We start from the raw sequence: 26,437 nt of genomic DNA, 5'->3' as shown, positions 1-26,437 counted from the left end.
GGCTTGAACCGGTCCAGATCGATGTACATCAATGACGCCGCCTGCCCGGTCCGCTCGACCCGGGTGATCGCCTGCTGCAGATGCACTTCGAAGCCGCGGCGATTACCCAGTTCGGTCAGTGGGTCCATCTCCGCCAGGTGCCGTGCCTCGCGCTCGCGTGCACGCTGCTGGGTGTCATCGCGCAGGACCCACACCGCACCACGCACCTGGCCCTCGTCGTCGCGAAGCCAGGCCCGGGTCAGGTCAACCGGCACCACGGCGGTACCCAACTGCAGCAGCAGATCGGCATGCAGATCCACGGCGTTGCTTTCCGGATCCAGCAGCACGCTGACGTCGAGCTGCGATTGCGGCGCGTATTCGGTGGTCAACGACAGCACGTCCTGCACGAGATGCCCGGCCAGCGACAGCGCTCCATCGCCGGCAAGCATTCGCACGGCGGCCGCGTTGGCATATTCGATGTGGCCATCCAGGGCCACGCTGAGTACCAGGTCGGCAACCGCATCCAGGGTGATGCGGCTGCGCTGCTCGCTTTCGAACAGGCGCTGCTCGCTGCTGCGCTGGGCGCTGACATCCTGGATCTGCGACACGAAATGCAACGGTTCACCGCGCTCATTGCGTACCAGCGATACCGACAGCCGTGCCCAGATGGTGTTGCCCTCACGGCCCAGGTAGCGCTTTTCAAGGTGATAGTGCGTGCGTCGCCCCGCCAGCAGGTCCTGCACCAGGGCCAGGTCGGTCTGCAGATCGGCCGGATGGGTCAACCGCTGGAAATCGACCTGCAGCAGTTCCTCGCGCGTGTAGCCGAGAATGCGGCACAGCGCATCGTTGACATCCAGCCAGCGCCCTTCCAGCGATACCAGCGCCATGCCCAGTGCCGCCGAAGTGAACGCTCCGGCGAACTTTTCCGCCGCAAGACGAGCCTCGGCGCGCGCCTGCAGGATCTCGGTGATGTCGATGGCCATGCCGACATAGCCGATGCGCTCGCCATTGGCGCCATCCATGCGGCTGATTGACAGGCGTAYCTGGCGACGCTGACCGTCCTTGCGCAGCAGTGTCCACTGCCGCGAATACGTCTGGCCCTCGGCACGTGCACTGAGTGCCTCGAACACACCCGGAACCTGTCCATCAGCGGTCGCCAGCGGTCGCAACCACGCCTGCAGTTCAACCGGGTCGTGGAAGGCATCCAGGCGGCGCGTACCCACTACTTCAGCGGCGGTGTAGCCGAGCAGGCGCTGCGCGCCGGTATTGAAAATGGTGATGATGCCATCGGTGTCGGTCGCGATCACCGCGACTTCGTCTGAAGCATCCACCATCGCCTGCAGGCGCTGCCGCATTTCGGCCGCGTCCTGGCGCGCCTGCTGCAGTTCGGTGACGTCGGCATGGGCGCCGGCCATCCACAGTGGCCTGCCCTGCCCGTCCCATTCGAATACCCGTCCGCGATCGTGGATCCAGATCCATTCGCCATTCCTGTGGCGCATCCGCAACAGGCAGACATAGTGGTCGGTGCGGCCATCGAAGTGGTCCTGCAGGGCCGCATCGGACAGCGCCAGATCATCCGGATGGACCAGCGCGATGAAGGTCTTCTGGCAGATCGGTTCAAGTTCGTCCAACCGGTAGCCGACGATCTCGGCCCACCGTTCGTTGACCCGCATCTGCCCGCTCTGGACGTTCCATTCCCAGGTGCCGGCCGCGGTGCCCTCGATGATCATCGCCAGGCGGCGGCGCTCTTCGGCCAGTTCCTGCAGCCGGCGCTCCAGCAGTGCGTTGCCGCTGTTGCCCTGATCGGCCATCAGCCGCCTCCCCTGCCGACGCAGCTGCCCGCAGGCCGTGGCGAGCCACAGCGGTCACGGAACAGGGCGGATGGTGCTGACGGCATGGCCTCCCCAGCGACAGCAGGGGCCCAGGCGCCCCTTCCGGCGCAAGTGTGCGCATTGCCGGGGAACATCGACAAGTCCCCCACCCGGCAGCGCCGGGAGGGGGACGGCGGACTCAGCTGCGCTTGGCCCGGGCGAACGCCTCGGCCAGGGCATTGTTGGCTGGCGGCGCGGCCTGTGCCGGGCGTCCGCCATTGCCCGGGTTGCGCCCCTGGCCACGTCCCTGCCCGGGGTTGGCAGCGTCGCGGCGCGGCGCCTGCCCCTGGCTGCGTTCGTCACGGCTGCCCGGGCGGCTGGTGGCCTGGCCGGGCGTGTCGTCCAGACGACGGGTCAGGGCGATGCGCTTGCGCGGCACGTCCACCTCCAGCACCTTCACCTTGACGATGTCGCCGGCCTTGACCACGTCACGCGGATCCTTCACGTAGGTATCGGACAGCGCCGAGATGTGGATCAGGCCGTCCTGRTGCACGCCGATATCGACGAACGCACCGAACGCGGCCACGTTGCTGACCACGCCTTCCAGCACCATGCCCTCGCGCAGGTCCTTGATGTCCTCGACGCCATCAGCGAAACGGGCCGCCTTGAATTCCGGGCGCGGATCACGGCCCGGCTTTTCCAGTTCCTTGAGGATGTCGCGCACSGTCGGCASRCCGAAYGTCTCGTCGGTGAACTGCTCGGCCTTSAAGCCGCGCAGGAAACTGCCGTCGCCGATCAGCGCCTTAATCGGGCGCGCGGTGCTGGCGACGATGCGCTCGACCACTGGATAGGCTTCCGGATGCACCGACGATGCATCCAACGGCTCATCGCCATCGGCGATACGCAGGAAACCTGCACATTGCTCGAACGTCTTCTCGCCCAGGCGCGACACCTTCAGCAGGTCCTTGCGACGCTTGAACGGACCGTTGTCATCGCGGTGGCGCACGATGTTCTCGGCTACCGTCGACGACAGGCCCGAGACGCGCGACAGCAGTGCAGCCGACGCCGTGTTGACGTACACGCCGACGGCATTCACGCAGTCCTCCACGCGCGCATCCAGTGCGCGCGCCAGGCGGTACTGATCCACGTCGTGCTGGTACTGCCCCACGCCGATCGCCTTCGGCTCGATCTTCACCAGTTCGGCAAGCGGGTCCTGCAGGCGACGCGCGATCGATACCGCACCACGGATCGACACGTCCAGGTCCGGGAATTCCCTGGCCGCCGTTTCCGACGCCGAATACACCGACGCCCCGGCTTCACTGACCACGATCTTCTGCGGCGCGTTGTCACCCAGCGCCTTGATGGCTTCACCGGCCAGCTTGTCGGTCTCGCGGCTGGCGGTGCCGTTGCCGATCGCGATCAGCTGCACGTTGTGCTTGGCACACAGCTGCTTGATCGTCTGCAGCGACTGCTCCCACTGCCGGCGGGGCTCGTGCGGGTAGATGGTGTCGGTGGCGACCAGCTTGCCTGTGGCGTCGACCACGGCAATCTTGCAGCCGGTGCGGATGCCCGGGTCCAGGCCCAGCACGCTTTTCGGGCCGGCCGGTGCGGCCAGCAGCAGATCCTTGAGGTTGTCACCGAACACCGCGATGGCTTCGGCCTCGGCTTTCTCGCGGGCCTGGTTGAACAGGTCCAGCAGCAGGTGCATGTGCAGCTTGGCCCGCCAGGTCAGGCGGCAGGCGTCCAGCAGCCAGCGATCAGCGGGGCGCCCCGCATCGCGGATACCGGCGTTGTGCGCCACGCGCCCTTCGGCGTACTGATGTCCGGCCTCGGCATCCTTGCCTGGGTCCAGCTCCAGGAACAGGATCTCCTCGCGGCGCGCACGGAACAACGCCAACAACCGGTGCGAGGGAATCTTCGCCAATGACTCGGCGTGCTCGAAATAATCGCGGTACTTGGCGCCCTCGGTTTCCTTGCCCTCGGCAACGCGGGCACGGATCACGCCCTGCTCGCTCAACCAGCTGCGCAGCTCGCCAACCAGCGTGGCGTCCTCGCCCCAGCGCTCCATCAGGATCGCGCGGGCACCTTCCAGCGCGGCCTTGGTATCGGCTACGCCCTTGTCGGCATCCACGAACGTGGCGGCAAAGACCTGCGGGTCCTGTGTCGGATCGCCCAACAGGCCGTCGGCCAACGGCTCCAGTCCTGCTTCGCGGGCGATCTGCGCGCGGGTGCGACGCTTGGGCTTGTACGGCAGGTACAGATCTTCCAACCGGCTCTTGGTGTCGGCGGCGAGGATCTCGTTGCGCAGCTCATCGCTGAGCTTGCCCTGCTCACCGATGCTGGCCAGCACCGCCGCACGGCGGTCTTCCAGTTCGCGCAGGTAGGTCAGGCGGGTTTCCAGGTTGCGCAGCTGGGTGTCGTCCAGGCCGCCGGTGACTTCCTTGCGGTAGCGGGCGATGAACGGAACGCTGGCGCCTTCATCGAGCAGGCCGACAGCGGCGCTGACCTGGGCGGTCTGGGCACCGATTTCATCGGCGATGGTCTGGGCGATCTGCTGGGCGAGCTGGCGCTGGGCGTGCTTGGCGTCGTGCATTGTTTCCGGCCTGGGCCGCATTGCGGGAAAGGCCCATTCTTGCAATGCGCGGGCGGCAGGGACAAGGCGTTGACAGAGCGGCGGTTCAGGCGGTGGGTCCGGATGGGACGCCGGCATCCTGGCAAAAGGGGCTCGGACTGGCCCCGGGGCTGGGATGCCGGCGCGGACGCGCGATGGTGGAGCGCGTCCTGCCGCGTACTGCGAAGGTCAGCGGTAGTGGCGGGCGGCACGCTGCATGACGATGTCGTCACGCAGGCTCTCCAGCGCCATCAGGCGGACCTTGCCGACACCCTGCAGTTCCATGAACCGCTCCGTGTAGAACTCCGGCCCCAGCGCGGTATCGGCGCGGGATTTGCTGAAGCCGTAGGGCACCACGCCCTTCTCGCCATCCTTGCTACCACCGACATAAAGAACGATTGCCATGTGATGTCTTCCTCCAAATTGCTACTGCGTACTGCACACGATGAGCGGTACTTGTTGGCTCATCGGGATAGAGCTTACCGCGGCCAAGCTGACTGGAACGTCACGAAGACTAATGACGATCCGTTGCATGCAGATGACTGCGGGATAGCAGCAGAACGCTTACGGATCTTTAACTTCCGGCTAACGAATCCGCGGGTTTCAGCCAACGGCGCAGCCCCTCGTGGGTGGGTGTGGTTGGTCGCGGAATGCAAAAGCCGCAGGTGGGTCGGCCGGGTTGGGTTCGCGGGGGACGCCGTGAATCCGTCCCTGGAGGCTTGGCMGCSGCATCCATGCCGCGGACACCCCCGCGAACCCAACCCGACCGCCCTCTGACAGATTTCTGCGGTCTGCCACCCACGGAAAAGAAAAAGAAGATCAAAAGCAAAAACGGCCCGGCCGGCCGTTTCCTGTAGAGCCGAGCCCATGCTCGGCTCTATACGAGCAAGCGCAGCGCGCGACCCGCTGTTGCTGTTCTTTTTCTTCTCCGTGGCTGGACGCGCGCGGAAACTGTCACGGGCCGGGCAGGTGGGTTGCGCAGGGGCGTGAGCCGCATGGATGCGGCGACCGAGCTTACAGGGACGTACTTGCAGCGGCCCCTGCGCAACCCACCCCGCCCGGCCCAATCACATGAATCGCATTTCGCGACCCACCCACGAGGGGCTGCGCCGTTGGCTGGAATCTACGGCCACCAGCCGTGCCCGAACCGCGCGTAATGATCGGCCGCACGCTCGAACGGATTGCGCGCACTGACACCACCACACAGCAGATACACCGGCAGGTACAGCGGCCCCAGCACCAGATACTGGTACACGTGCGCACGCTCATGGTCATCCAGCCGGATCAACGGCTCCACGCCCCACCCCGCCTGATGCGCGTAGGTACGACAGCACATGCCCAGATCGTGGCCGGTGTGCAGGATCACGTTGCCCAGGGTGATCGCTCCGCCCGGGCCCCAGGGCCAGTGATCGAAAACCACCGCGCAATCACGACCGCTCCAGCGCATCTTCGCACCACCCAGCAACCCGGCCAGACCGCCAAGCAGGCCGATCAGGGTATTGGGCACGGTCCACAGCGCGCCCAGCACCTGCAGCGCGCGCAGCCAGATCGGCCAGGGCCGGGACGCGGTGTTCAATCCGCCTCGTTGGGGATCAGCAGCCACAGCAGCAGGTAGACCAGGATGCCGGGGAAGGCGGCCGACGCCAGCGAGACCACCACGTACAGCACCCGTACCAGGGTCGGGTTCCAGCCGAAACGATGGGCGATGCCGCCCATCACCCCGGCAATCATGCGGTCGTTCAGCGAGCGCGACAGGGTGCGCGGCACAGCGTTCATGGCGAGGTCTCCCGGCTGACTGGCTGTTGCCACTGTAGCGCCTGCAATGTCTACGGCGTGCGTTGGCGCAAGGCCTGCAGGCGGGCGCCGAACCACGCCGCGGAGGTCTGTTCGGGCTGGCCGGGGCAGCGGATCCGATACGCCTTGCCACTCATGCTGCTCTGACTCGCGGCACGCTCGATGAACTGCTCGGCGGTGTCGACCATGTCTTTCTTCAGCAGGTAGTCGTACTTGCGCTGCAGGTGGGAACGCGCATCGGCGGGACCGTACCAGCTGCCATTGCGCTGGAACTGGCACTGGGAGCCATCCAGGCTTCCGATCAACTGCGCGATCTCGCGGCGCGCATCGGCGCTCGGCGCAGCGCTGGCGACGCCGGGCGCAAGGGCCAGGGCAAGCGCAAACAGAGGGGAATGTTTCATGGCGTGCGTTCCTTCAGCCAGTTGTCGATGGTCGCCGGCACTTCGCGCTGTGCGCGGCCGGAGACGTAGATGCCGATATGCCCACCGCGGAAACTGGATTCGGTGTAGTCCTGTGTGCCCAACCGGCCACGCATCGCGCGCGATGCATCCGGTGGCACCAGATGATCCTGTTCGGCGTAGATGTTCAGCACCGGCAGGGTCACCTGCGACAGATCCACCGCCTCTTCGCCGATGCGCACGGTGCCATTGACTAGGCCGTTGCCCTGGTAGAACTGCTTGATGAACTCGCGGAAGGCTTCACCCGCGAGGTCCGGCGAGTCGAAGATCCACTTTTCCATGCGCAGGAAATCCTCCAGCGCGGCCTTGTCATCGAGGATGTCGAGCAGGCCCACGTACTTCTGCACGTTCAGGCGGAATGGCTTGAGCATCAAGTAGCTGGCATTCATCAGATCGGCCGGGATGTTGCCCAGCGTATCCACCAGCAGATCCACATCCACCTGCTGGGCCCAGTGCGACAGCATGTTGTCGGCGGTCTGGAAGTCGACCGGGGTGACCATGGTGATCAGGTTGCCCAGCTTCTGCCGCCGCAGTGCGGCGTAGCACAGGGCGAACACGCCGCCCTGGCAGATTCCCAGCATGTCGACGGGGCCTCCAATGCGTGCGCGCAGCGCATCCACCGCGCCATCGATGTAGCGCAGCAGATAGTCCTCAAGCGTCTGGTAGCGTTCGGAACGGTCCGGATAACCCCAGTCCAGCACATAGACGTCCTGGCCCAATGCCAGCAGCTTCTGCACCAGCGACCGATCGGCCTGCAGGTCCACCATGTACGGGCGGTTGACCAGTGCGTACACGATCAGCAGCGGTGTGCGCCGCACCGGAGCGTTCTCGCCGACGAAGCGATACAGCACCACTTTGCCATCGCGCCAGACTTCCTCGCGGGCGGTGGCGCCATAGTCGACGTCCTCCACCTGCGGCAGCAGCTTCAACCCCTCCATCAGCTTGCGCTGCATGGCCAGGGTCTCCTGCATCAGGTCATCGGCATTGAAGCCCAGCGGTCCTTTCATGGCTTACGACTTCCGCGTGGTCGCGCGGGTGGTGGCCTTCTTCGCTGGCGCTTTCTTCGCAGCAGCTTTCTTCGCAGCAGGCTTCTTCGCTGCAGCCTTCTTCGCTGCAGGCTTGCGCGCGACGGGCTTGACCCTGGCAGGCGCTGGCTGGGCAACCGGATCGACGGCATCGGTACCGGCAAGCGCCGCCACCTGTGCCTGCACCCGGCGCAGGCTGCGCTCGAGCTCGGCAATGCGACGGTGGGCGGCATCCATCTCGCTGCGGGTGGGCAGGCCGATACGTTCACTCATCTGTTCAACCTCGCGCTGCAGGCCTGCGCGCAGGCGCATCTGTGCGTTACCCAGCGAGGCATACACCTGCTGGAACGGCTCGGACATGGCGACCTTGGCGTAGGCCTCCTCGGCCACTTCAATCCACAGATCGAACATCGCCCGGGCGCTGGTCAGCTGGCTGCCGGGCTGCTCGTGTTCGGCCAAGCGCTGTTCGAACAGGTCGAACGCCTCTTCCAGTGCCTGCTTGATCTGCTCGACATAGGCCTGCGAATGCTGCTGGTACTCCTCCTGCGCGCGCAGCAGGGCCTGCCACCGCGCCTGGTGCTCGCGGCCGGGCCCGAACGCCGGGCTCTGCAGCCAAGGGCCAGCCAGCGTCTGCAACTGCTGGAACCACGCCGTGAACTCGGGCGGAGCAGCGTCCACACGGGTGCTGCCGCGGGCCCCCTGCAGCATCCACTGCAGCATGCCGTCGCCCTGCCCCTTCACCGCTTCACGCCAGGCCTGGGCAACCTCGGCACTGCTGGCATCGCGGCCCGCAAAGCGTGCAGCGACTTCCTGCATGGTGCCGTACCAGCTGCCAGCTTGATCGCGGAACCGCCGCACTGCCTCTTCGGGCGCGGCAGCACCGRTCCCGGGCAGCAGTTGGCCCCACCAGTCGAACAGGCGCTTCCAGCTGCCCGGGTCGTCGCCAGCCGGGGTTCCCGGCACGGCTGCATGGCGCAAGGCATCACCCCAGGCGCCGAAGTACTGGCGGGCCAGATTCTCGAAATCGCTGCTGCCGGCGTCGTTGGCCGAGCTGGTCATCGCGCTCCTCCGCAGGGCTGGGTCATGGCTTGGGAATGCGCAGGGTCTTGCTGATCATCAGCGACCCGGACAACGCGAACAGCAGCACCAACGGATGCAGCTGCCAAGGGCCAATCTGCCACTGGCCCAGCCACAGGTCGTGGCCGATGGCATCGGTGCCGGCGGCGATCGCCAGCACGATCACCAGCGCCAGGCTGGTGGGAATCGGCGTTCCYTCGAAGTACTTCACCTTGCCTTCGTCACCGCTCATCGCCTCGGCGGTTACGTTGTAGCGAGCCAAGCGGCTGACGCCGCAGCAGACGAAGTAGCTCAGCACCAGCCAGTCCCAGCCCCCCTGCATGCCACAGGCATAGGCCAGCGCTGCGGGCGCGACCCCGAAGGAAATGACGTCCGACAGCGAGTCGAGCTCGCGGCCCAGGGTCGAACTGGATTTGCGCCAGCGCGCGATGCGGCCGTCCAATGCGTCGAAAATGAAAGCCAGCGGGATCAGCGCCATGCCGAACAGCAGGTAGCCGCGCTCGCCATCCTGCAGGAAACGCATTGCGGCAAACACCGCGCCGGTGCCGCAGAAAGCGTTGGCGAGGGTGAACCAGTCCGCCAGATGGAACTCGCGCAGCATCGAGAAGTGACGTTTCATGAAGTCTCACGGGGCATCAAGGCCCACAGGGTACCGCGAGCGCCGCCACCGGCAACAGCGTGGGCTGCCCCTGTCCTTCACCCGTCACTCACCGATCCTCACCAGCGGTGAATTTTTCGCCACCCATCTTGACAGCCTAGGGGGGTGGCGCCTGTCAGCGCTTATCCACAAAGTTGCCCACGCGTAATCCACACCCCCTGTGGACAACTGGTTCTCACCGACTGCGACGTTGGACATTTCCTCATCACCACAAGCCGGGGTTTCCCTACTTCCCAAGCCGATCCGCCAGCGCTATGGTCTGCGGCGGACCCGCCGCCGCCACGTCCGACTCCTTACCGACGGACGATGTTGATGCTGGATGCACGCACCCTGGTCGCGCAGTTGCGGCAGCCCCATGGCGAGGCCGCGCTGGCCGTGGGCGAATCGATGAACCGCAGCAACGGCGCCCTCAACCAGGCGGCGATCGCACTGCTGGCCGTCGCTGCCGGAGAGCAGGTGCTGGAAATCGGTCCTGGCAACGCCGCCTTTGCGCCGCTGCTGCTGCAGGCCAGTGGCAGTCGCTACGTGGGTGTCGAGCTGTCCAGTGCCATGGTCGACGCCGGCAACCAGCACCTTGCCGCCAGCGGCCTGGCTGGCCGTGCCGCGCTGCGCGAGGGTGATGCCCATGCCCTGCCCCTGGCTGATGCCAGCGTCGATGCTGCGCTGGCGGTCAACACCCTGTACTTCTGGCCGGACCTGGCCCCGGTACTGGATGAACTGGCACGGGTGCTGCATCGCAGCGGCCGGCTATGCCTGGCCTTCGGCGATGCCGGATTCATGCGCAGCCTGCCCTTTGCCGCCGACTTTGAGCTGCATGAGCTGGACGCAGTGGAGCTGGCGCTGCGGGTGTCCGGCTTCACCGTCACGGCATGGCGCTCGCATCGCGAATGCACGGCCGGCAATGACAGCCAGCAGCGGGAAAAGCACTTCCACCTGCTGCTGGCGCGCCGGCGCTGAAGCTCTCCCCGCCGGGCATGGCCCGGCGCTACCGAGGCTGCGCCGGATGGTAGCGCCGGACCATGTCCGGCGAGCGCAGCGGCCTCCGGAATGCCTCAAAGCCGGCTGAAGGACCAGCTCTGCATGCGTCCATCCCGGTATGGCATCAYTCCGTGGAACGGGCGCGGATCGGCATCGAACACCAGCGGCAGGAAGTTGCGGTCACCCTCCCACATCGGCAACTGGTCGAGCTTGTCCACGTCCACCCACTCCAGGGTGCCCTCGTGATTGCCGCCGTGCGGGGCACCCTCAAAGCTGTCGATGACGAACACGAAACCGAACCAGTCTTCACCGTGCTTGCCGAAACCCGGCCAGCTGATGGTGCCGCGCAGGCGCATGGCCGTGCAGTCGATACCGGCTTCCTCGGCGATTTCGCGGCGCATGCCGGCGGCGATGTCCTCGGTCGGCTCGACCTTGCCGCCCAGGCCGTTGTACTTGCCCAGGTGGTGGTCGCCCGGCCGGGTATTGCGGTGGATCATCAGCACCTGGCGGCGATCGGGCGAGAGCACATAGCCCAGGGTGGCGACGATCGGGGTATACGGCATGTGCGGGTCCGGCGGCGGGTCAGCCGTGGATTATGGCCGATCAACGCACCAGCGACAGGCGGCGGTCGCCGGCACCCACGGTGTTGCCGTCTGGATCACGGCGCAGGGTGGCCACGCCATGGCCGCGTTCGGCCAGGTATTCCAGCCATTTGCCGAGGAAGGTGTTCATCCGCATGCGATGGCTGATCAGCTCGGCCGGCGGTGGGTACAGGCCCATCGTGTCCTGCCAGCGGCGGCCGACGTAGCAGTGGGTGGTCTCGGCCTGGCGCGCGTCCCGGTACAGGCGGACGAAGGCCGATGGGTCCGGTTCACCGGTCACCGGGTCGGCCAGGTCATAGGTCAGGCGCAGCTCGACCGTGTAGCGGTGGCACTCGATCACGTCCAGGCGCACGTCCAGGCCATCGCCCACCGAAGAGACATAGCTTCCCGCCACCAGCTCGGCCGGCGCGAACAGGCGCACCAGGTGACGGTAGTTCTCTGCGTACAGCCCCATGAGCCAGCTCAGCCGGCTCAGGCGGGGAATGCGCTCGGTACGGGGCAATGCTCGGGCCATGGGTTGATCCTACACGTTGGCCCTTCAACGTGGGGACTGATCGGCCCCGGCCAAAGGGGCCCTGTATCGACCAACGGTCGATACCCACCGCGCAGGTAGACCACGACCGTTGGTCGTGGCGCCCCCGTCAATACAGCTCGCGCTGCAGCCCCAGCGTGCCGAGCACCTTGCTGGAGATCTCCTCGATCGAGGTATGGGTGGTGCTGAGGGTCGGGATGCGTTCCATCTGGAACATGACCTCCGCCGCAGCCACCTCGCGCTTGCAGGTGTCCAGGTTGGCGTAGCGCGAATTGGGCCGGCGCTCCTGGCGGATCTGCTGCAGGCGGTCGGGGTCGATGGTCAGGCCGAACAGCTTGCGCCGGTAGTTGCGCAGGCGGGGCGGCAGGCGGTCGCTCTCCAGATCCTCGTCGGTCAACGGGTAGTTGGCCGCGCGCACTCCGTAATGCAGGGCCAGGTAGATGCAGGTAGGCGTCTTGCCCGCCCGCGACACCGCCACCAGGATCACGTCGGCGTCGTCGTAGTTCACCGCGATGCCATCGTCGTGGGTCAGCGCGAAGTTCATCGCGTTGATGCGCCGGTGGTAGGTGTCGAAGTCGACCATGCCGTGGGCCTGGCCGACCCGGTTCAGGCGCGAGCTGGACAGTTCGCGCTCCAGCGGCTCGATGAACGGGGCGAACACATCCAGCATCAGCGCCCCGCTTTCGGCCAGGATCAGGCTCAGGCTCTGGTCCACGCAGGAGTTCACCACGATCGGCCGGACCTGGTAGCGCTCCCCCGCCGCCTGGATCCGGGCACAGGCTTCGCGGGCTTTTTCGGGGTCATCGACAAATGACATCCGGTCGGTAATGAAGCTGAACCCGGAGAACTGGGTCAACAGGCTATGCCCAATGGTTTCAGCGGTGATACCGGTTCCATCGGAAACGTAGAACACCGGACGGATGGTCGACATGCGCGCATTTACCCCCTACGAAGCCTAAAAGGGCCGCCAACACAAGCTTGTGCCGACGGTGGTCTGCCCGGCATCATATCGGCTTCTTCCTACGGACGCGGCCATCAAAGCCCGCCTCGGGCGATGGCCAAACGGAGCATCGCGCTTGAACGAGAACATCCTGTGGTTGCACGAACTGCGTCTGGCCGACCTGGCCCGCGTAGGCGGCAAGAATTCCTCGCTGGGCGAGATGATCGGCAACCTTGCCGGTCTGGGCGTCTCCGTTCCTGGAGGTTATGCGACCACGTCTGAAGCCTTCAAGGACTTCATCGCGCACAACGACCTGTCCAAGCGCATCTTCGACAAGCTGGCCACGCTGGACGTCGAGGACGTCAACGCACTGACCGCAGCCGGCAAGGAAATCCGCGGCTGGGTGATCGATGCACCGCTGCAGCCGCAGCTGGACCAGGACATCCGCACCGCCTACGCCAAGCTGAGCGCCGACAACGGCGGCGGCGACGTGGCCGTGGCCGTGCGCTCCTCGGCCACCGCCGAAGATCTGCCCGATGCCTCCTTCGCCGGCCAGCAGGAAACCTTCCTCAACGTCACCGGTGCCGACGATGTCGTGCACAAGGTCAAGGAAGTGTTCGCCTCGCTGTACAACGACCGTGCCATCGCTTACCGCGTGCACCACGGCTTCAAGCACGAGGACGTGTTCCTGTCCGCAGGCGTGCAGCTGATGGTGCGTTCGGGCGTGGGCGCGTCCGGCGTGCTGTTCACCCTGGACACCGAGTCCGGCTTCCGCGACGTGGTGTTCGTCACCTCCTCGTTCGGCCTGGGCGAAATGGTCGTGCAGGGCGCGGTCAACCCCGACGAGTTCTACGTCTACAAGCCCACCCTGCAGGCCGGCAAGCCGGCGATCCTGCGCCGCTCGCTCGGCAGCAAGGCGATCCGCATGGTGTACTCGGATGTCCCCGGCGAGCGCGTCAGGATCGAGGACACCCCGGCCGAACTGCGCACCACCTTCTCGATCAACGATGAAGACGTGGCCGAACTGTCGCGCCAGGCGCTGACCATCGAAAAGCACTACGGCCGCCCGATGGACATCGAGTGGGCCAAGGACGGTGTCAGCGGCAAGCTGTTCATCGTGCAGGCGCGCCCGGAGACCGTGAAGTCGCGCAGCCATGCCACCCAGATCGAGCGTTTCGCGCTGACCGAGAAGGGCGGCAACGTTCTGGCCGAAGGCCGCGCCGTGGGCGCCAAGATCGGTGCCGGCGTGGCGCGCGTGGTGAAGACGCTGGAAGACATGAACCGCGTGCAGCCGGGCGACGTGCTGATCGCCGACATGACCGATCCCGATTGGGAGCCGGTGATGAAGCGTGCCTCGGCGATCGTCACCAACCGCGGCGGCCGTACCTGCCACGCGGCGATCATCGCGCGCGAGCTTGGCGTGCCGGCCGTGGTCGGTTCGGGCAACGCCACCAAGGTCATCGAGGATGGCCAGCTGGTCACCGTCAGCTGCGCTGAAGGCGATACCGGCTTCATCTACGAAGGCAAGCTCGGCTTCGAGCGCACCACCACCGATCTGGGCAACATGCCGCCGGCACCGTTGAAGATCATGATGAACGTGGCCAACCCGGAACGTGCCTTCGACTTCGGCCAGCTGCCGAACGCGGGCATCGGCCTGGCGCGTCTGGAAATGATCATCGCCAGCCACATCGGCATCCACCCCAACGCGCTGCTGGAATACGACCGCCAGGATGCGGCGACGAAGAAGAAGATCGACGAGAAGATCGCCGGTTATTCCGACCCGGTCGGCTTCTACGTGGACCGTCTGGCCGAAGGCATCGCCACCCTGACCGCCTCGGTCGCGCCAAACCCGGTGATCGTGCGACTGTCGGACTTCAAGTCCAACGARTACGCCAACCTGATCGGCGGCAGCAACTACGAGCCGCACGAAGAGAATCCGATGATCGGCTTCCGCGGCGCCAGCCGTTACGTCGATCCGAGCTTCTCGGCCGCCTTCGCGCTGGAGTGCAAGGCCGTGCTGCGCGTGCGCAACGAGATGGGCCTGGACAACCTGTGGGTCATGATCCCGTTCGTGCGCACCCTGGAAGAAGGCCGCAAGGTCGTCGAGGTGCTGGCCCAGAACGGCCTGAAGCAGGGCGAGAACGGCCTGAAGATCATCATGATGTGCGAAGTGCCGTCCAACGCACTGCTCGCCGATGAGTTCCTGGAGATCTTCGACGGCTTCTCGATCGGTTCCAACGACCTGACCCAGCTGACCCTCGGCCTGGACCGCGATTCGTCGATCGTGGCGCACCTGTTCGATGAGCGGAACCCGGCGGTGAAGAAGTTGCTGTCGATGGCGATCAAGTCGGCACGTGCCAAGGGCAAGTACGTCGGCATCTGCGGCCAGGGCCCGTCCGATCATCCGGATCTGGCCGAATGGCTGATGCAGGAAGGCATCGAGTCGGTGTCGTTGAATCCGGACACCGTGGTCGATACCTGGTTGCGCTTGGCCAAGTTGAAGGCCAAAGGTTGACCTGTTGACGTGTGATGGCTGACGTCGCTTTCATCGACGCCTGCCCATACTGAAGCTGCACGCAAGCCCCGCCTCTGCGGGGCTTGCTGTTTCTGGCGTCCGCGTACGCCATGTTTCCGTCGCACCTGTTCCCGTTGCAAAGGAGTCCGCATGATCGCCGCTGCCCCACCCTCCCCCGCCACGACCTCCTGGTTCCGCTCACTCGACTGGGAACGCCTGCTGGAGACCTACGGCGTGCCGTTGCTGGCCGCGATCGTGGTGCTGCTGGTCGGCATGTGGCTGGCACGACGGCTGTCCAATGCCATGCCGCGCGCCACCTCGCGCATGGGCGTGGACCCGATGCTGGGCAGCTTCCTGCGCAACGTGGTCTACGCGGCCTCGCTGGTGATCGTGGTTATCCTGGCCATCGGCACGCTGGGCGTGCAGATCACTCCGCTGCTGGCCGTGCTCGGTACCGCCGGCCTCGCCGTTGGCCTGGCGCTGAAGGATTCGCTGTCCAACATCGCCTCCGGCGTGATGCTGGTGACCCTGCGTCCGTTCCGCGTAGGCGACGTGGTGACCATCGCCGGGCAGACCGGCACGGTTCGCGAGGTACGCATTTTCCAGACCGTGATCACCGGCGCGGACAACCAGCACACCACCATTCCGAACACGCTGATCACCGCCGCACCGATCATCAACCTCACCGCAGAGCCCACCCGCCGCGTCGAGCTGGTGGTGGGCATCGGTTACGAAGACAACATCCAGTTGGCGCGTGATACCGCACTGGCCCTGATGAAGGCCGACCCGCGCGTGCTGCAGACGCCGGCACCGGACGTGGTGGTGTACGAGCTGGGTGCGCACGCGATCAACCTGGGCATCCGCTGCTACGTGAAGTCGGCCGATCACTTCGGCACCAAGGTCACCCTGCTCGAACAGATCAAGCTGGGCTACGACAAGGCCGGCATCAACATCCCGTATCCGCAGCAGGACATGCACCTGTACCTGCATGGCAAGGATGGCGGCGTGGTCGAGGCAGACGCACTGGTGCGCGACAAGCCCTGATCGGCAGTGCCGACCACCGGTCGGCACCCATCCGCCGTCATCGGTAGCGCCGGGCCATGCCCGGCGGACGCTGCTTCAGGCCTCGACTGCCTCTTCCAGCACCGGATAGTCGGTGAATCCCGCCGCGCCACCACCGAAGTACGTCGCGCGATCGGGCGAATTCAACACCGCGCCGCTGCGCAGGCGCTCGGGCAGATCGGGATTGGCGATGAACGGCCGACCGAAGCCGATCAGGTCGGCCCATCCCTCCGCAAGCGCCTGCGCGGCACGCTCGGCGGTGTACTTGCCGGCGTAGATCAACGTGCCCGGATAGATCATCCGCAGCGCCTGCTTGAACGCGACCGGCATCAACGGGGCATCCTCCCAGTCGGCCTCGGCGATGTGCAGGTATCCCACACCCAGCTCGCCCAGCAGATGCGCGGCAGCCAGATAGGTCGCCTGCGGCGTGTCATCCACCGCCCCCTGCAGCGTGGTCAGCGGTGCCAGACGCACGCCGACTCGCTCGCCGCCAGCGACATCGACCACCGCCTGCACCACCTCGCGCAGGAAGCGCAGGCGATTGCGCAGCGCGCCGCCATAGCCGTCGGTACGCTGGTTGGCCTGCGAGTCGATGAACTGGTTGATCAGGTAGCCGTTCGCGCCGTGCAGCTCGACGCCATCGAATCCGGCAGCCAGTGCATTGCGGGTGGCCTGCGCATAGTCGGCCACGATGCCCGGAATCTCGTCCTCGCCCAGCGCGCGCGGCATCGAGTGCTGGATCATTTCGCCCACGCCGGATTCCGGACCGGCGCCGGTCGGGTCGACGAAGACCTTCACCCCTTCGGCCTGCAGTGCCGAGGAAGAGACCGGCGCCGCGCCGTCCGGTTGCAGGGCCACATGGGAGACACGGCCGACATGCCAGAGCTGGGCGTAGATGCGCCCACCCGCCGCGTGCACGGCATCGGTGACCCTGCGCCAGCCCTGCACCTGTTCGTCGCTGTGGATGCCCGGGGTCCAGGCATAGCCCTGGCCCTGCGGGCTGATCTGGGTGCCTTCGCTGACGATCAGCCCGGCACCAGCGCGCTGGGCGTAGTACTCGGCCATCTGCGCGGTGGCGACATTGCCGGCCGCCGCACGCGAGCGGGTCATCGGTGGCATCACGATACGGTTGGGCAGCGTCAGCGCGCCCAGGCGGTGGGGGGTGAACAACATGGCGGCACTCTCTTGCGGGGGATTGCCGGCAAGGATGGGGATGGCGCTGCGCGCGCAACAGGCGCGTCCGCGCAAAACAGTTGTGCCTGGCAGGCAAGGGTCACAGCCCTTCCCTGCGGCGGTCGGGGTCGGATCCCTTTCCGCAGGAAAGGGCTCCGACCCCATCGTTACAACGTCGGCTCGATCAACGCCCCGCCGTGTGCGATGCGGTCGTAGCAGGCGCGCACGACCTCTTCGCCGTACTTCAGCTCCAGCCGGCGCACGATGAAATGGCCGCGGGCCAAGTCCTGGTAGTAGTCGGTGAACATGGTGTTGAGCGTCGCGCCGGCCGCCGCACCGACGATTGGTACCGCCTGCGCGGCAAACTTCTCGGTGACCACCACGCCGAAACGGGCGGCGACCTTTTCCACCAGCTTGGCCAGCAGCTTGCCGGCTTCCTTCGGCGCCACGCCCAGGGTCAGGTCGCGCCCGGTCACCACGCGCCCGGCCAGTTCGGCCGAGAGGTGGCGCATGACATCGGTGGTGAAACCACGGGCGAGGTAGTAGCCGGTCTCGCTGGCATCGTCGCGCGGCGAATTGCCACCCAGTGCGAACACCTCCAGGCAGGCCTGGCGGGTGCTGAACTGCGATAGATCGAAGCCTTCGCTGCGGGCGACGTCGGCTACCGCGCGCATCATGATCGTGGTCGATACCGGCAGCTCGATGAACAGCGCAGCGAAACCGAACGCCCCACCCACCGCACCGGACGTCGCCGCCGCCAGCTTGTGCCAACGTGTCGAGGCGCCCTTGCCAGGGGTGTTGTCCATGCTCCACAGCGCGGCCTGCACGGATTTGGACAGCGCCGCCTGCACCGCACCGTGGATGCGGTTGGACACCGAGGTGGGAAGCGCCTTCACCGCGAACTCCAGCGGCGTTCCGACCAGGTTGGCCATGCGCGCGGTGATCGTGGGTGCTTCCAACAGTGCTACCGACCGCTGCAGGTCAGACCAGTCACCAGCGTCGTGGGCGATATCGCGGGGCAGCAGGATGGGCTCGTTCATGCGGCCGATCTTAGCGCCAGGGAGTTGAACGCAGGGTGGTGCCGGCCGCTGGACGACAACCCTGCGCCGCCGGCTGGGATCAGGCCATTGCCGGYCAGCGGCCGGCACCAACCCTCACGGGCTCGGCAGCCCCGACAGCGCGCCCATGAACTGGCGGTAGTGGCGCAGCTCGTTGATCGAATCGTGCACATCGCTCAGTGCGGTGTGGTTGCTGTTCTTGCCCACGCCCGCAGCCACGCTTGGCGCCCAGCGCTTGGCCAGTTCCTTCACCGTGGACACGTCCAGGTTGCGGTAGTGGAAGTACTTTTCCAGCCGCGGCATCTGCCGGTGCAGGAAGCGGCGGTCCTGGCAGATGGAGTTGCCCGACATCGGTGACACGCCGGCCGGAATCCACTGCGCCAGGAAGGCCACGGTCTGCGCTTCGGCCTGGCCAAGCGTGGTGGTGCTGTCGATGACGCGCTGCCACAGGCCCGAACGACGATGCTGGTTGCGGTTCCACTCGTCCATCGCTTCCAGCGTTTCCAGCGGATGATGGATGGCGAACTCCGGGCCCTCGGCCAGCACGTTGAGCTGGGCATCGGTGACCACGGTGGCGATCTCGATGATCGAATCGTTGTCGGTATCCAACCCGGTCATTTCCAGGTCGATCCAGATCAGCCGCTCGTTGGCCGCGCCGTTCTCTGCCATCGTGTCGCCTCGTTGCTGGGCAGGCACGAGGCCGGCCGGTAATGGAAAGTGGCGGCCATCATACCCTTTCGCCACTCAGCCCTCGCCAGCGTGGTCCTCCAGCAGCAGCGGCGGCTTGCCACGCTTGGCCCTGAAGTAGTTGGTCAGCCGGTTGCCCGCTTCCTTGGCCAGCACGCCGGCATGGACCTCCACCCGGTGATTGTGGCGGGCATCAGCGACCAGATCGAACACGCTGCCGCAGGCGCCGGTCTTGGGGTCGCTGGCACCGTAGACCAGGCGCGCCACGCGTGCGTGCACGATAGCCATCGCACACATCGCGCACGGCTCCAGGGTGACATACAGGGTGCTGCCGATCAGGCGGTGATTGGCCAGCATCCGCCCGCCCTCGCGCATGGCCACGATCTCGGCATGCGCGCTGGGATCGTGCGAGGCAATGTTGAGGTTCCAGCCCTCGCCCAGCAGCTGACCGTCGGCACCCACCAGCACCGCACCGACCGGGATCTCGTCAAACTCGCGTTGCGCACGTTCGGCCAATGCCAATGCGTGGCGCATCCAGTGTTCGTCGGCGTCGTGCACGGGCACGCCCAGGGTGTCGGTCATGGTGGTTCTCGAATTCGAACAGTACGGCGCGACCGCAGTGTAGCGCAGGCCTCTGCGACCACGTCGACCGCGCCTCGCAGGCCGCCTCCAAACGGCATTTCCCCTCCAATTCCGGCCGCTATACTTGGGTGCACTTGCGAAGCACCTTGGACATGCCCATGACCACCCTGCGCCCCTCCCGCGCCACCGATGGCGACGCTCTCGTCGATCTCTGGCGCCGCGCCGTCGACGCCACCCATGATTTCCTCAGTACCGAAGACCGTCGGGCTATCGATGCTGAAGTTGCCGGCTTCCTGCCACAGGCCCCGATGGTCGTGGCCGTCGGCGACCAGGACCAGCCGCAGGGTTTCATGCTGATCGACGGCTCGCACATGGAAGCGTTGTTCATCGATCCCGACGTGCGCGGAACCGGTATCGGCCGCCAGCTGCTGCAGCATGCGCTGGCACTGCAGCCGCAACTGACCACCGACGTCAATGCGCAGAATGCGCAGGCCGTGGGCTTCTATCGGCGCATGGGTTTCATCGAAACCGGACGCTCGCCGGTGGATTCGCAGGGTCGTCCGTATCCCCTCATCCACCTGCGCCATCCAGGCTGATCGGCGGTTGGAACGCCGGCCGTTCCCCGGTCAGGCAACCACGTCGAACGCCGGCGAGTAACGCACCTCCCCCTGTGCCATCGGTGGCTGCAGGCACAGGGCCTGGAAATACGCCGCCGGCACGCCGGGTAGTACCAGATCCGGCACGGCACGGAAGCCGAAGCGCCCGTAGTAGGCCGGCTCGCCCAACAGCACGCAGCCGCGCGCGCCCCTCTTGCGCAGAGCCTCGATCGCGGCCCGCATCAATGCCGTGCCCACGCCGCGCCCCTGCTGCTGCGGCAGCACCGAAATCGGCCCGAGCCCGAACCAGCCCTGGCTGTCGTCCTGCACGCTGACCGGGGACAGCGCGACATGACCCACCAGTTGGCCCGCATCCTCTGCCACCAGCGAGATGCTCAGCTCGCCACGCTCACGCAATGCGTCGACGATGTGGTGTTCGGTGTGGCTGCTGTGCAGCGCGTTACGGAAGGCCGCCTCGGTCAGGAAGTGGATTCCAGCAGCGTCTGCGGGCAGTTCAGGGCGGATGGAGAGCATCGTCGGCACGTCGTCGGAACGGAGTAAGCACCTTGATCATGCCGCATCGAGGAAGCAACGGCCCGCGCCTGATGCCCGTACCCCACCTGTGAAATCCGGATACGAATCACAGTTCGCTGCATCCAATCCAGTTTGATAGCGTCAAAATTTCGACTATTTCACTTTTCCGCCGCGAGAATCGCGCAATCTAGCCTTCCCGGGTCCGGGATCGTGGTCACCAAGGAAAGGAGACATGCCGTGATTGCCCGTCTTTCCTCGCCAGCGCGGCGCGCACTTTCGTCGCCCGCAGCGTGCCCCGTCGCGAACGCGCTCACTCCTCCGACCGGAGGCTGACGGTGCGCCGCACATCCCCCCCGTGTCTTGCCTTGCTTCTACTGATTGCCTGCAGCCCGGAGACCGCCATGAACCAGGAACTTGCTTCCGCCGAGTCCGACGTCGCCCAGGGAGGACGTGGCCTGGCCAAGCTCAACCCCTCACCGCGCAAAGCCTATGAACTGGTACTGCGCCTGCACAACCCGCCGGGCAGCTTTGCCGTGGTCGAAGGCGTTGCCCAGTACGATGTCAGCAACGAAGCGCAGTGCGGGTACATCGAGCCCGCCACCGGCGCTCCCGCCCGCATCACCAGCCAGGAGCCGGTGACGCTGCGCAGGGTCACCGACAACGAGTACCGCGGCACCGTCTACCTGGACCGCATGCTCGACGAGGACTACTACGGCCGCGGCGTCTGCCATTGGGCCTTCAGTGGCGCCGGCGCGATGTTGAAGGCGACCGGCGCCGATGGCGAGACGCGCTTCCTGTCCTTCATCGAGGCCGATCCGTTCGTCAAAGGCCAGGCTGAGACGCGCCATTATCCGCAGGGCGACTACCCACGCGTGGCGGACCTGCCCGACTATGGCGCTACCGGCCAGAAGGACRCCAGCCGGTTCCGCCCGGAACTGCAGGACACGCTGTTCTCTGCCACCTTGACGGCCGATGAGGTGCAGCCGTGACCCTCGGCAGCCAGGACTACGCCGCGCTGTCCAACGATGCCTATCGCGACCTGAAAGTCGGTCGCCGCGCCCCCGGACAGGAAGAGCATGTCTCCCTCAACGGGCATGACTACAAGGTGCTCGAGCACGTCAGCAACCGCTTCAATGGCTATCAAGGCACGATCTACCAGCGCGTGGACACGCAGGAGATCGTGGTGTCACATCGCGGCACCGAGCAGATCGCCCGCGATGGCCTCCTCGCCGATGGCGGCATGGTGGTCGCCCGCTACAACGTGCAGGCCGCCGATGCGCTGGCACTGACCCAGCGCGCCCTCGCGTACGCTGCAAAGGAAGGACGCGACCTCGGCCAGGCACCTGAGGTCACCGTCACCGGGCATTCGCTCGGCGGCGCGCTGGCCCAGATCAGCGCACACCACTACAACCTGAAGGGCGAGACCTTCAACGCTTATGGCGCGGCCAGTCTTGGCTACCGCATTCCCGAAGGCGGCACCAGCGTTGTCAACCACGTCATGGCAGCCGACCCGGTCAGCGCCGCTTCGCCGCACTTCGGCCAGGTGCGCGTATACGCCACGCCCCAGGAGATCGACACGCTGGGCGACTGGGGCTTCAGCAACAGCCGTCTGCGCATCCTGATTCCCGACAGTGCACTGGGCGCGGCCGCCAACTCCCTCGGTTCGCACAAGCTGGTCAATTTCCTCGGCGAAGACTCGGTGCTGGGCAGGCCGGAGACGCAGGCCTTGGCACGCGACAACGTCAAGATGATCGACGAGTACCGGGACAAGATGGAGCTGCTGCGCAGTGGCGTCACCACCGGTACGCGCGGCCTGCCGGGCGGCGTCAAGGATCTCTTCGACCATCTGCGTGGCCCCCTGGAACCGGGCGAACCCGCGCGCCGTGAAGCCGAAAGGCAGGGCCGCCCGATCGGCATGCTGCGCATCGACGACGCCGGCCACGTCGGCAACCCCTTGTTCAATGATGCCCTGCGCGGCGTGCACGCACAGGACGCCCGCGTCGGCCGCACACCCGATGGCATGAGCGCGCAACTGGCAGGCTCGCTGGCTGCGGAAATGCATGCCGCCGGCGGACAGCGGATCGACGAGGTACTGATGAGTGCCGACGCGTCACGCAGCTTCGCCCTGCAGGGTGAGGGCGGCGACCCCGGCCATCTGCGCGTGTCCGTCGACACCACCCGCGCGATGAACACGCCGCTGGAGCAGAGCAGCCAGCGCATCGAGCAGCAGGCTGCCGGCCAAGCCCTGGCACGCGAGCAGCAGCTGGAACAGACCCAGGCGACCCAGCGCAGCCTGCACGCCTGAGACGCTTGCTGGAATGAAAACGGGAGCCGGCACTGCCGGCTCCCGTCATTTCCGAGGTCGATCAGGGGCTGGAAACCGCCGGGTTTGCCGCCGGCCCTGCCAGCACGTACGCATCCGGGCCCGAGTCCGGGAAGCCGCCGCAGGCCTTGTCGCCCGGCGCCACCGGATCACACGGCCACTGCGCGCGCGTTACGGTGTCGCGCAGCTCGAAGCGGGTGCCGTTCCAGACCACGAAGGCCAGGTGTTCGCGGTTCCAGTCACTGAAGCTGTGCGGACCGGTCTTCTGCGGTGATTCCGGGTACTGCACGAACCAGCGCATGGCCGGCCCGTACTGCAACTTGCTGTGGTCCAGGCTGATCCTGCCTTCGCGGGTGCGGTGGCGGGCACGATCGGCCTCGGCGATCGACGGTGCCGCCGGCATTGCCATTGCAGTGATGTCCTGCGGGACGCCATCGCTGCCCACCTGGTACACGCGCTGGCGGACGTAGGCCTGCCCGCAACTGCCGGCTGCGAGTCGGACGGGCTCTGCGGTGTTCTCGTTTGGCAGTGCGCCATCGGCACAGTCGAACGGCGCCGAGACCAGGTAGGTGGTCGTCGACGCATCCGCGCCTTCAAACGAACGCACCCAGATGTCTCCCAGGCGGGCGATGAAGTCCGGGCGCTGGCCCACGCCGGCCACGGCCTTGAACCACGCCTTCTGGCGCACTTCACGCTCGCGCCAGCTGCGCGGCAGGTGGATGTCCTGCTCAGGCAAGGCCACCAGCAGCGCCGCCAGGTGCGGCGGCAACGCGCCCTGGCAGGCGCCGATCATCAGATCGCCCTGCGGTGCCAGGCGACCGGCCAGATCGACCGGGCAGCGCGCACCGAGCTGGCGCTCCGCGGCCTGGTCTGGTGCCAACGGGATGATCGGTGCCAACGGGATGATCGGCGGTGCGACGGGGGCCGGCGCAGAGGCTGGCGCGGTGTCGGGCGCCTGTGCGACCGCGGGTGCCGGGGCCGACACCTGCGCGGGAGCCGGTGGAGGAGCTGCGACAGGAGCCGTTGCGACAGGCGCAGCATTGGTGGAGGCAACGTCGGTCGGCGGTGCCATCGTTGCTGCCGCAGGTGCCGGTGCACTCGCGGGTTCGGCAGAGACGGCTTCCGGAGCGACGCCCGTCGCCGGTTGCGGCTGCGGTGCGGGTTCGGGCGCCGGGGGCATGGACGGCACAGGTGCAGCTACCAGGGCAGGCACCGGCTCAGCCGCGGCGACGGGAGCCAGTGCAGCTACGGCATCAGTTGCGGCGTTAGCGGGCGTCTGCGCGTCCGCCGCGGCCACTACCGGTGCTGGCACCGCCTCCTCGACGGCGGGAGCCGCCGGGGCGTCGGGTGCCTGCTGTGCGTGGGCCATGGCGGCAGCCAGTCCCAGCGGCAGCAGCCACAGTGCCGGAGCGCGGCCACGCTGGGCCGCTTGGGAACGCAGGAAAGTGTTTCGCATGTTGTGTCCTTACAAAGAGATCCATGTAGGCACCCGAGGGTGCTCGGTGTCGTGCGATGGGCCCGCCGGTCTCCGACCTGCCGGGCGGTGCCCAGATTACAGCGATCGCGGGCGATTCTGATCCTGCTCGCGGATGACCGAAGCGGTCTGTTCCTGGCGGGAAGAGGCTTCGGCCGCCAACTGCTGGCTGCTCTGCTCGAGCGGCAGCTGGGCAGCGGCCTCACGCTGCACCATCGAGCGCTGCATCGCCGGGTCCCCCATGACGCCCTGCACCGCAAACAGCGCCCTGCCGTCGGTACCGGCCACCACGTGATCGATACGGCTCATCCCTGCCTTCTGTGCGCTCAACGCCAAGGCCGCGGCCGTATTGTCCAGTTCCTGCTGGCTGCGCAGGCCACTCTGCGGCCCCATCTGCTGCAGATGACCCCGCGCCTCGGTAAACAACCGGTTGCCGGCATGGGCCGGATCGGACATATCGCGCGCGCGCTCAGGCAACTGTGCAGGTTCGCCCACTTCGCCGCGGGCAAGCCGGTCCATCACGTCCGGGGTCAGCTTCTGCTGCCACGCCTCGAAACGCTTGAGCCGGTCCTCCACCCCGTTGACGGCACCGTTGATGGCATACGTAGCCTCGCGCACGTCCTCGCGCGCGTGTTCCGGCACACGGTTCTGCCATTGCCACACCGCGATGCGACCTGCGTGTTCCGGCTCCGATGCCAACTCGGGCTGGTTGACCAGATCCAGATCCAGCGCACTGCCGGCGCGCTCGTAGCTTTCCTTGCCGGTCAGCGGCAGATAACCGCGCCCGTGGTACTTGAGCGCATCTCCGGGCGCGTCATTGCCCATCCGGCCGCCATACATCAGCTCAGCCAGATCATCCGGACGCCCTCGCAGGGCTTCCTGGCGCGCGGACTCCAGCGCCTCGGTGCCATTGCGCCACGCCGCTTCGACCGGGATCTGCGAGATGCCCCGGGTATAGTTGAAACTCTCGTTGAGCCGGCTCAGGCCGCGCGACTCGTGCCCTGCCTGGGCCATGAAATTGGCCAGTTCAAGGGGGGAGTCGATGCCGGCTTTCGTCGCCTGCCGCAGCAGTTGCGACTCTCTATCGGTCGACACAGTGCAACTCCTGGATGTTCATCAGCGCGGATTCCTTTCCGCCGGTTGGAGCTTGGCTCATGGAAGCGACACCTCGGCGACACTGGACGGATCGAAGTCCTCGAACCGCACCCTGCCCAGTTCCGCCACCGAGAAATCCCGGATGTTGGTCGCCTCGGTCTCGATATCCACGACCTTGCGTCTCACCCCATCCACCCAGCACGCCTTGTCCGCCGATGCGTAACGGAACCGGTACGTGCTGCTCCAGCGCTCGCGGCTGCCGCCGTTGGTGATCACGCTGAAGGTGTCTTCCTCAACCATTGCATACGCAAAAGGGTCGCCAGCCAGGCCACCGCGGGTGGAACATGGCACCAGCTTGTCGTTGCGCGCGGCCAGCTGCCAGCGCCCGCGCCCGTCACCGCGCAGCAACAGCAGCACCCGGTTTGGTCCGTGCTGGCCGGGCACCAGCCCTTCCGGCGTCGGCTGGTCGATGACCAGCAGCTGGTACTCGATGCCATCGCCGTTGAGCTCGCCCCTGACGGCTTCCAGCAGGTTCGCACCGGACGGAACGAATGCCAAGGCATCGTCCATGTGTGCGCCAAACCTGTCGTCCATCCCCTCCCACTCCTTCAATGTCGTCTTGCCGATGCCCGCCTCCCTGGCCGGTCGGAACGCGGTGTCCCGGCTCGCCCGCGCCTGCGCAGATGCGGATCATAGCCCCGCGCACGGCGTGGCCGCGATAGTGGCAAGCGTCACCCGTCGGACGGGCGGACAGAGTCCTCATTGGACGGAAAAGCTCCTGCGTTCGGTGGCACTGGCGCGTCATTTTTATGACGCGCGGGGAGCTTACCGCGAGGAGCTTTGCCGCGTCGAAGGTCGGGAGAAGCGAAAAGC

General features: G+C 66.5%; 26 protein-coding genes. 6 read left to right on the top strand and 20 right to left on the bottom strand.

The window, feature by feature from the left end; all coding sequences use genetic code 11:
* The 9 genes from AC1DJN_RS07995 to AC1DJN_RS07955 form a co-directional block, all read right to left on the bottom strand.
* Positions 1–1,790: PAS domain-containing protein (locus AC1DJN_RS07995; RefSeq protein ID WP_478039059.1), on the bottom strand; the 1,790-nt coding region annotated here is incomplete at its 3' end.
* Positions 1,791–1,989: 199 nt separating this feature from the next.
* Positions 1,990–4,383: a Tex family protein gene (locus AC1DJN_RS07990; protein ID WP_478039058.1), complete on the bottom strand. Its 2,394-nt coding sequence runs from the start codon at positions 4,381–4,383 to the stop codon at positions 1,990–1,992.
* Between the two features lie 207 nt (positions 4,384–4,590).
* Entirely contained in the window at positions 4,591–4,806 is a 216-nt protein-coding gene (locus AC1DJN_RS07985) for a hypothetical protein (RefSeq protein WP_025879252.1), read from the bottom strand.
* 718 nt (positions 4,807–5,524) lie between these two features.
* Entirely contained in the window at positions 5,525–5,977 is a 453-nt protein-coding gene (locus AC1DJN_RS07980; protein WP_025879253.1) for a hypothetical protein, read from the bottom strand.
* Entirely contained in the window at positions 5,974–6,177 is a 204-nt protein-coding gene (locus tag AC1DJN_RS07975) for a PspC domain-containing protein (protein ID WP_025879254.1), read from the bottom strand. Before AC1DJN_RS07975 ends, AC1DJN_RS07980 begins: the two co-directional genes overlap by 4 nt.
* 50 nt (positions 6,178–6,227) lie before the next feature.
* Entirely contained in the window at positions 6,228–6,596 is a 369-nt protein-coding gene (locus AC1DJN_RS07970; RefSeq protein WP_032976185.1) for a YfeK family protein, read from the bottom strand.
* The gene (locus AC1DJN_RS07965; protein ID WP_032976186.1) at positions 6,593–7,660 is read right to left on the bottom strand and encodes a class III poly(R)-hydroxyalkanoic acid synthase subunit PhaC; all 1,068 of its coding nucleotides are present in this window, start codon (positions 7,658–7,660) and stop codon (positions 6,593–6,595) included. Before AC1DJN_RS07965 ends, AC1DJN_RS07970 begins: the two co-directional genes overlap by 4 nt.
* Before the next feature lie 3 nt (positions 7,661–7,663).
* Positions 7,664–8,737, bottom strand: a complete 1,074-nt coding sequence (phaE, locus tag AC1DJN_RS07960; RefSeq protein ID WP_478039057.1) for a class III poly(R)-hydroxyalkanoic acid synthase subunit PhaE — start codon at positions 8,735–8,737, stop codon at positions 7,664–7,666.
* A gap of 22 nt (positions 8,738–8,759) precedes the next feature.
* A complete protein-coding gene (locus AC1DJN_RS07955) occupies positions 8,760–9,374 on the bottom strand; it encodes a CDP-alcohol phosphatidyltransferase family protein (protein ID WP_025879258.1) in 615 nt (204 codons plus the stop codon).
* 345 nt (positions 9,375–9,719) lie between these two features.
* Between AC1DJN_RS07955 and AC1DJN_RS07950 the strand changes: the two genes are divergently transcribed.
* Positions 9,720–10,370: a class I SAM-dependent methyltransferase gene (locus AC1DJN_RS07950; RefSeq protein ID WP_282280515.1), complete on the top strand. Its 651-nt coding sequence runs from the start codon at positions 9,720–9,722 to the stop codon at positions 10,368–10,370.
* A gap of 95 nt (positions 10,371–10,465) precedes the next feature.
* Here AC1DJN_RS07950 and AC1DJN_RS07945 read toward each other — a convergent pair whose 3' ends face one another.
* The 3 genes from AC1DJN_RS07945 to ppsR all read right to left on the bottom strand — a co-directional run bounded on the left by AC1DJN_RS07945 (position 10,466) and on the right by ppsR (position 12,456).
* Complete coding sequence (locus AC1DJN_RS07945) at positions 10,466–10,954, bottom strand: NUDIX hydrolase (RefSeq protein ID WP_478039056.1); 489 nt, start codon at positions 10,952–10,954, stop codon at positions 10,466–10,468.
* Between the two features lie 40 nt (positions 10,955–10,994).
* Positions 10,995–11,507, bottom strand: coding sequence for a DUF1249 domain-containing protein (locus tag AC1DJN_RS07940; RefSeq protein ID WP_025879261.1), 513 nt, complete (start codon positions 11,505–11,507; stop codon positions 10,995–10,997).
* A 127-nt stretch (positions 11,508–11,634) separates the two neighbouring features.
* Entirely contained in the window at positions 11,635–12,456 is an 822-nt protein-coding gene (ppsR, locus tag AC1DJN_RS07935; RefSeq protein ID WP_025879262.1) for a posphoenolpyruvate synthetase regulatory kinase/phosphorylase PpsR, read from the bottom strand.
* Positions 12,457–12,601: 145 nt separating this feature from the next.
* On the opposite strand from ppsR, the gene ppsA reads away from it, so the two are divergent.
* The gene (ppsA, locus tag AC1DJN_RS07930; RefSeq protein WP_180830985.1) at positions 12,602–14,980 is read left to right on the top strand and encodes a phosphoenolpyruvate synthase; all 2,379 of its coding nucleotides are present in this window, start codon (positions 12,602–12,604) and stop codon (positions 14,978–14,980) included.
* 150 nt (positions 14,981–15,130) lie between these two features.
* A complete protein-coding gene (locus AC1DJN_RS07925; protein WP_025879264.1) occupies positions 15,131–16,024 on the top strand; it encodes a mechanosensitive ion channel family protein in 894 nt (297 codons plus the stop codon).
* Between the two features lie 75 nt (positions 16,025–16,099).
* On the opposite strand, the gene AC1DJN_RS07920 is transcribed toward AC1DJN_RS07925, so the two are convergent.
* The 4 genes from AC1DJN_RS07920 to tadA form a co-directional block, all read right to left on the bottom strand.
* Positions 16,100–17,215 carry an alkene reductase gene (locus AC1DJN_RS07920; RefSeq protein ID WP_032976196.1) on the bottom strand — a complete coding sequence of 372 codons (1,116 nt, stop codon included), beginning with the start codon at positions 17,213–17,215 and terminating at the stop codon, positions 16,100–16,102.
* 167 nt (positions 17,216–17,382) lie between these two features.
* The gene (locus tag AC1DJN_RS07915) at positions 17,383–18,255 is read right to left on the bottom strand and encodes an EcsC family protein (protein ID WP_442251190.1); all 873 of its coding nucleotides are present in this window, start codon (positions 18,253–18,255) and stop codon (positions 17,383–17,385) included.
* Positions 18,256–18,369: 114 nt separating this feature from the next.
* On the bottom strand, positions 18,370–18,942 hold the full coding sequence (gene orn / locus AC1DJN_RS07910; RefSeq protein ID WP_025879267.1) for an oligoribonuclease: 573 nt from the start codon (positions 18,940–18,942) through the stop codon (positions 18,370–18,372).
* A gap of 75 nt (positions 18,943–19,017) precedes the next feature.
* Positions 19,018–19,542, bottom strand: a complete 525-nt coding sequence (gene tadA, locus AC1DJN_RS07905) for a tRNA adenosine(34) deaminase TadA (protein ID WP_032976199.1) — start codon at positions 19,540–19,542, stop codon at positions 19,018–19,020.
* A gap of 158 nt (positions 19,543–19,700) precedes the next feature.
* Between tadA and AC1DJN_RS07900 the strand changes: the two genes are divergently transcribed.
* Complete coding sequence (locus AC1DJN_RS07900) at positions 19,701–20,138, top strand: acetyltransferase (RefSeq protein WP_032976321.1); 438 nt, start codon at positions 19,701–19,703, stop codon at positions 20,136–20,138.
* Between the two features lie 30 nt (positions 20,139–20,168).
* Here AC1DJN_RS07900 and AC1DJN_RS07895 read toward each other — a convergent pair whose 3' ends face one another.
* Positions 20,169–20,672 carry a GNAT family N-acetyltransferase gene (locus tag AC1DJN_RS07895; protein ID WP_032976200.1) on the bottom strand — a complete coding sequence of 168 codons (504 nt, stop codon included), beginning with the start codon at positions 20,670–20,672 and terminating at the stop codon, positions 20,169–20,171.
* A gap of 335 nt (positions 20,673–21,007) precedes the next feature.
* Here AC1DJN_RS07895 and AC1DJN_RS07890 point away from each other — a divergent pair, with 335 nt between their 5' ends.
* Positions 21,008–21,661: a hypothetical protein gene (locus tag AC1DJN_RS07890; RefSeq protein ID WP_478039055.1), complete on the top strand. Its 654-nt coding sequence runs from the start codon at positions 21,008–21,010 to the stop codon at positions 21,659–21,661.
* Complete coding sequence (locus tag AC1DJN_RS07885; RefSeq protein ID WP_032976202.1) at positions 21,658–22,977, top strand: XVIPCD domain-containing protein; 1,320 nt, start codon at positions 21,658–21,660, stop codon at positions 22,975–22,977. Before AC1DJN_RS07890 ends, AC1DJN_RS07885 begins: the two co-directional genes overlap by 4 nt.
* Positions 22,978–23,038: 61 nt before the next feature.
* Here the strand turns inward: AC1DJN_RS07885 and AC1DJN_RS07880 are convergent, their stop codons facing one another.
* From AC1DJN_RS07880 to AC1DJN_RS07870, 3 genes are all read right to left on the bottom strand, one after another.
* A complete protein-coding gene (locus tag AC1DJN_RS07880; protein ID WP_235189943.1) occupies positions 23,039–23,893 on the bottom strand; it encodes a hypothetical protein in 855 nt (284 codons plus the stop codon).
* Between the two features lie 654 nt (positions 23,894–24,547).
* Complete coding sequence (locus tag AC1DJN_RS07875) at positions 24,548–25,564, bottom strand: XVIPCD domain-containing protein (protein ID WP_442251187.1); 1,017 nt, start codon at positions 25,562–25,564, stop codon at positions 24,548–24,550.
* 57 nt (positions 25,565–25,621) lie between these two features.
* Positions 25,622–26,158: a hypothetical protein gene (locus tag AC1DJN_RS07870; protein WP_032952144.1), complete on the bottom strand. Its 537-nt coding sequence runs from the start codon at positions 26,156–26,158 to the stop codon at positions 25,622–25,624.
* Positions 26,159–26,437: the final 279 nt, after the last annotated feature.

Source organism: Stenotrophomonas sp. 05L414_2 (assembly GCF_056397905.1).
Note: the sequence above shows the minus strand (reverse complement) of the source record. Positions and strands in the feature narration are given on the sequence as shown.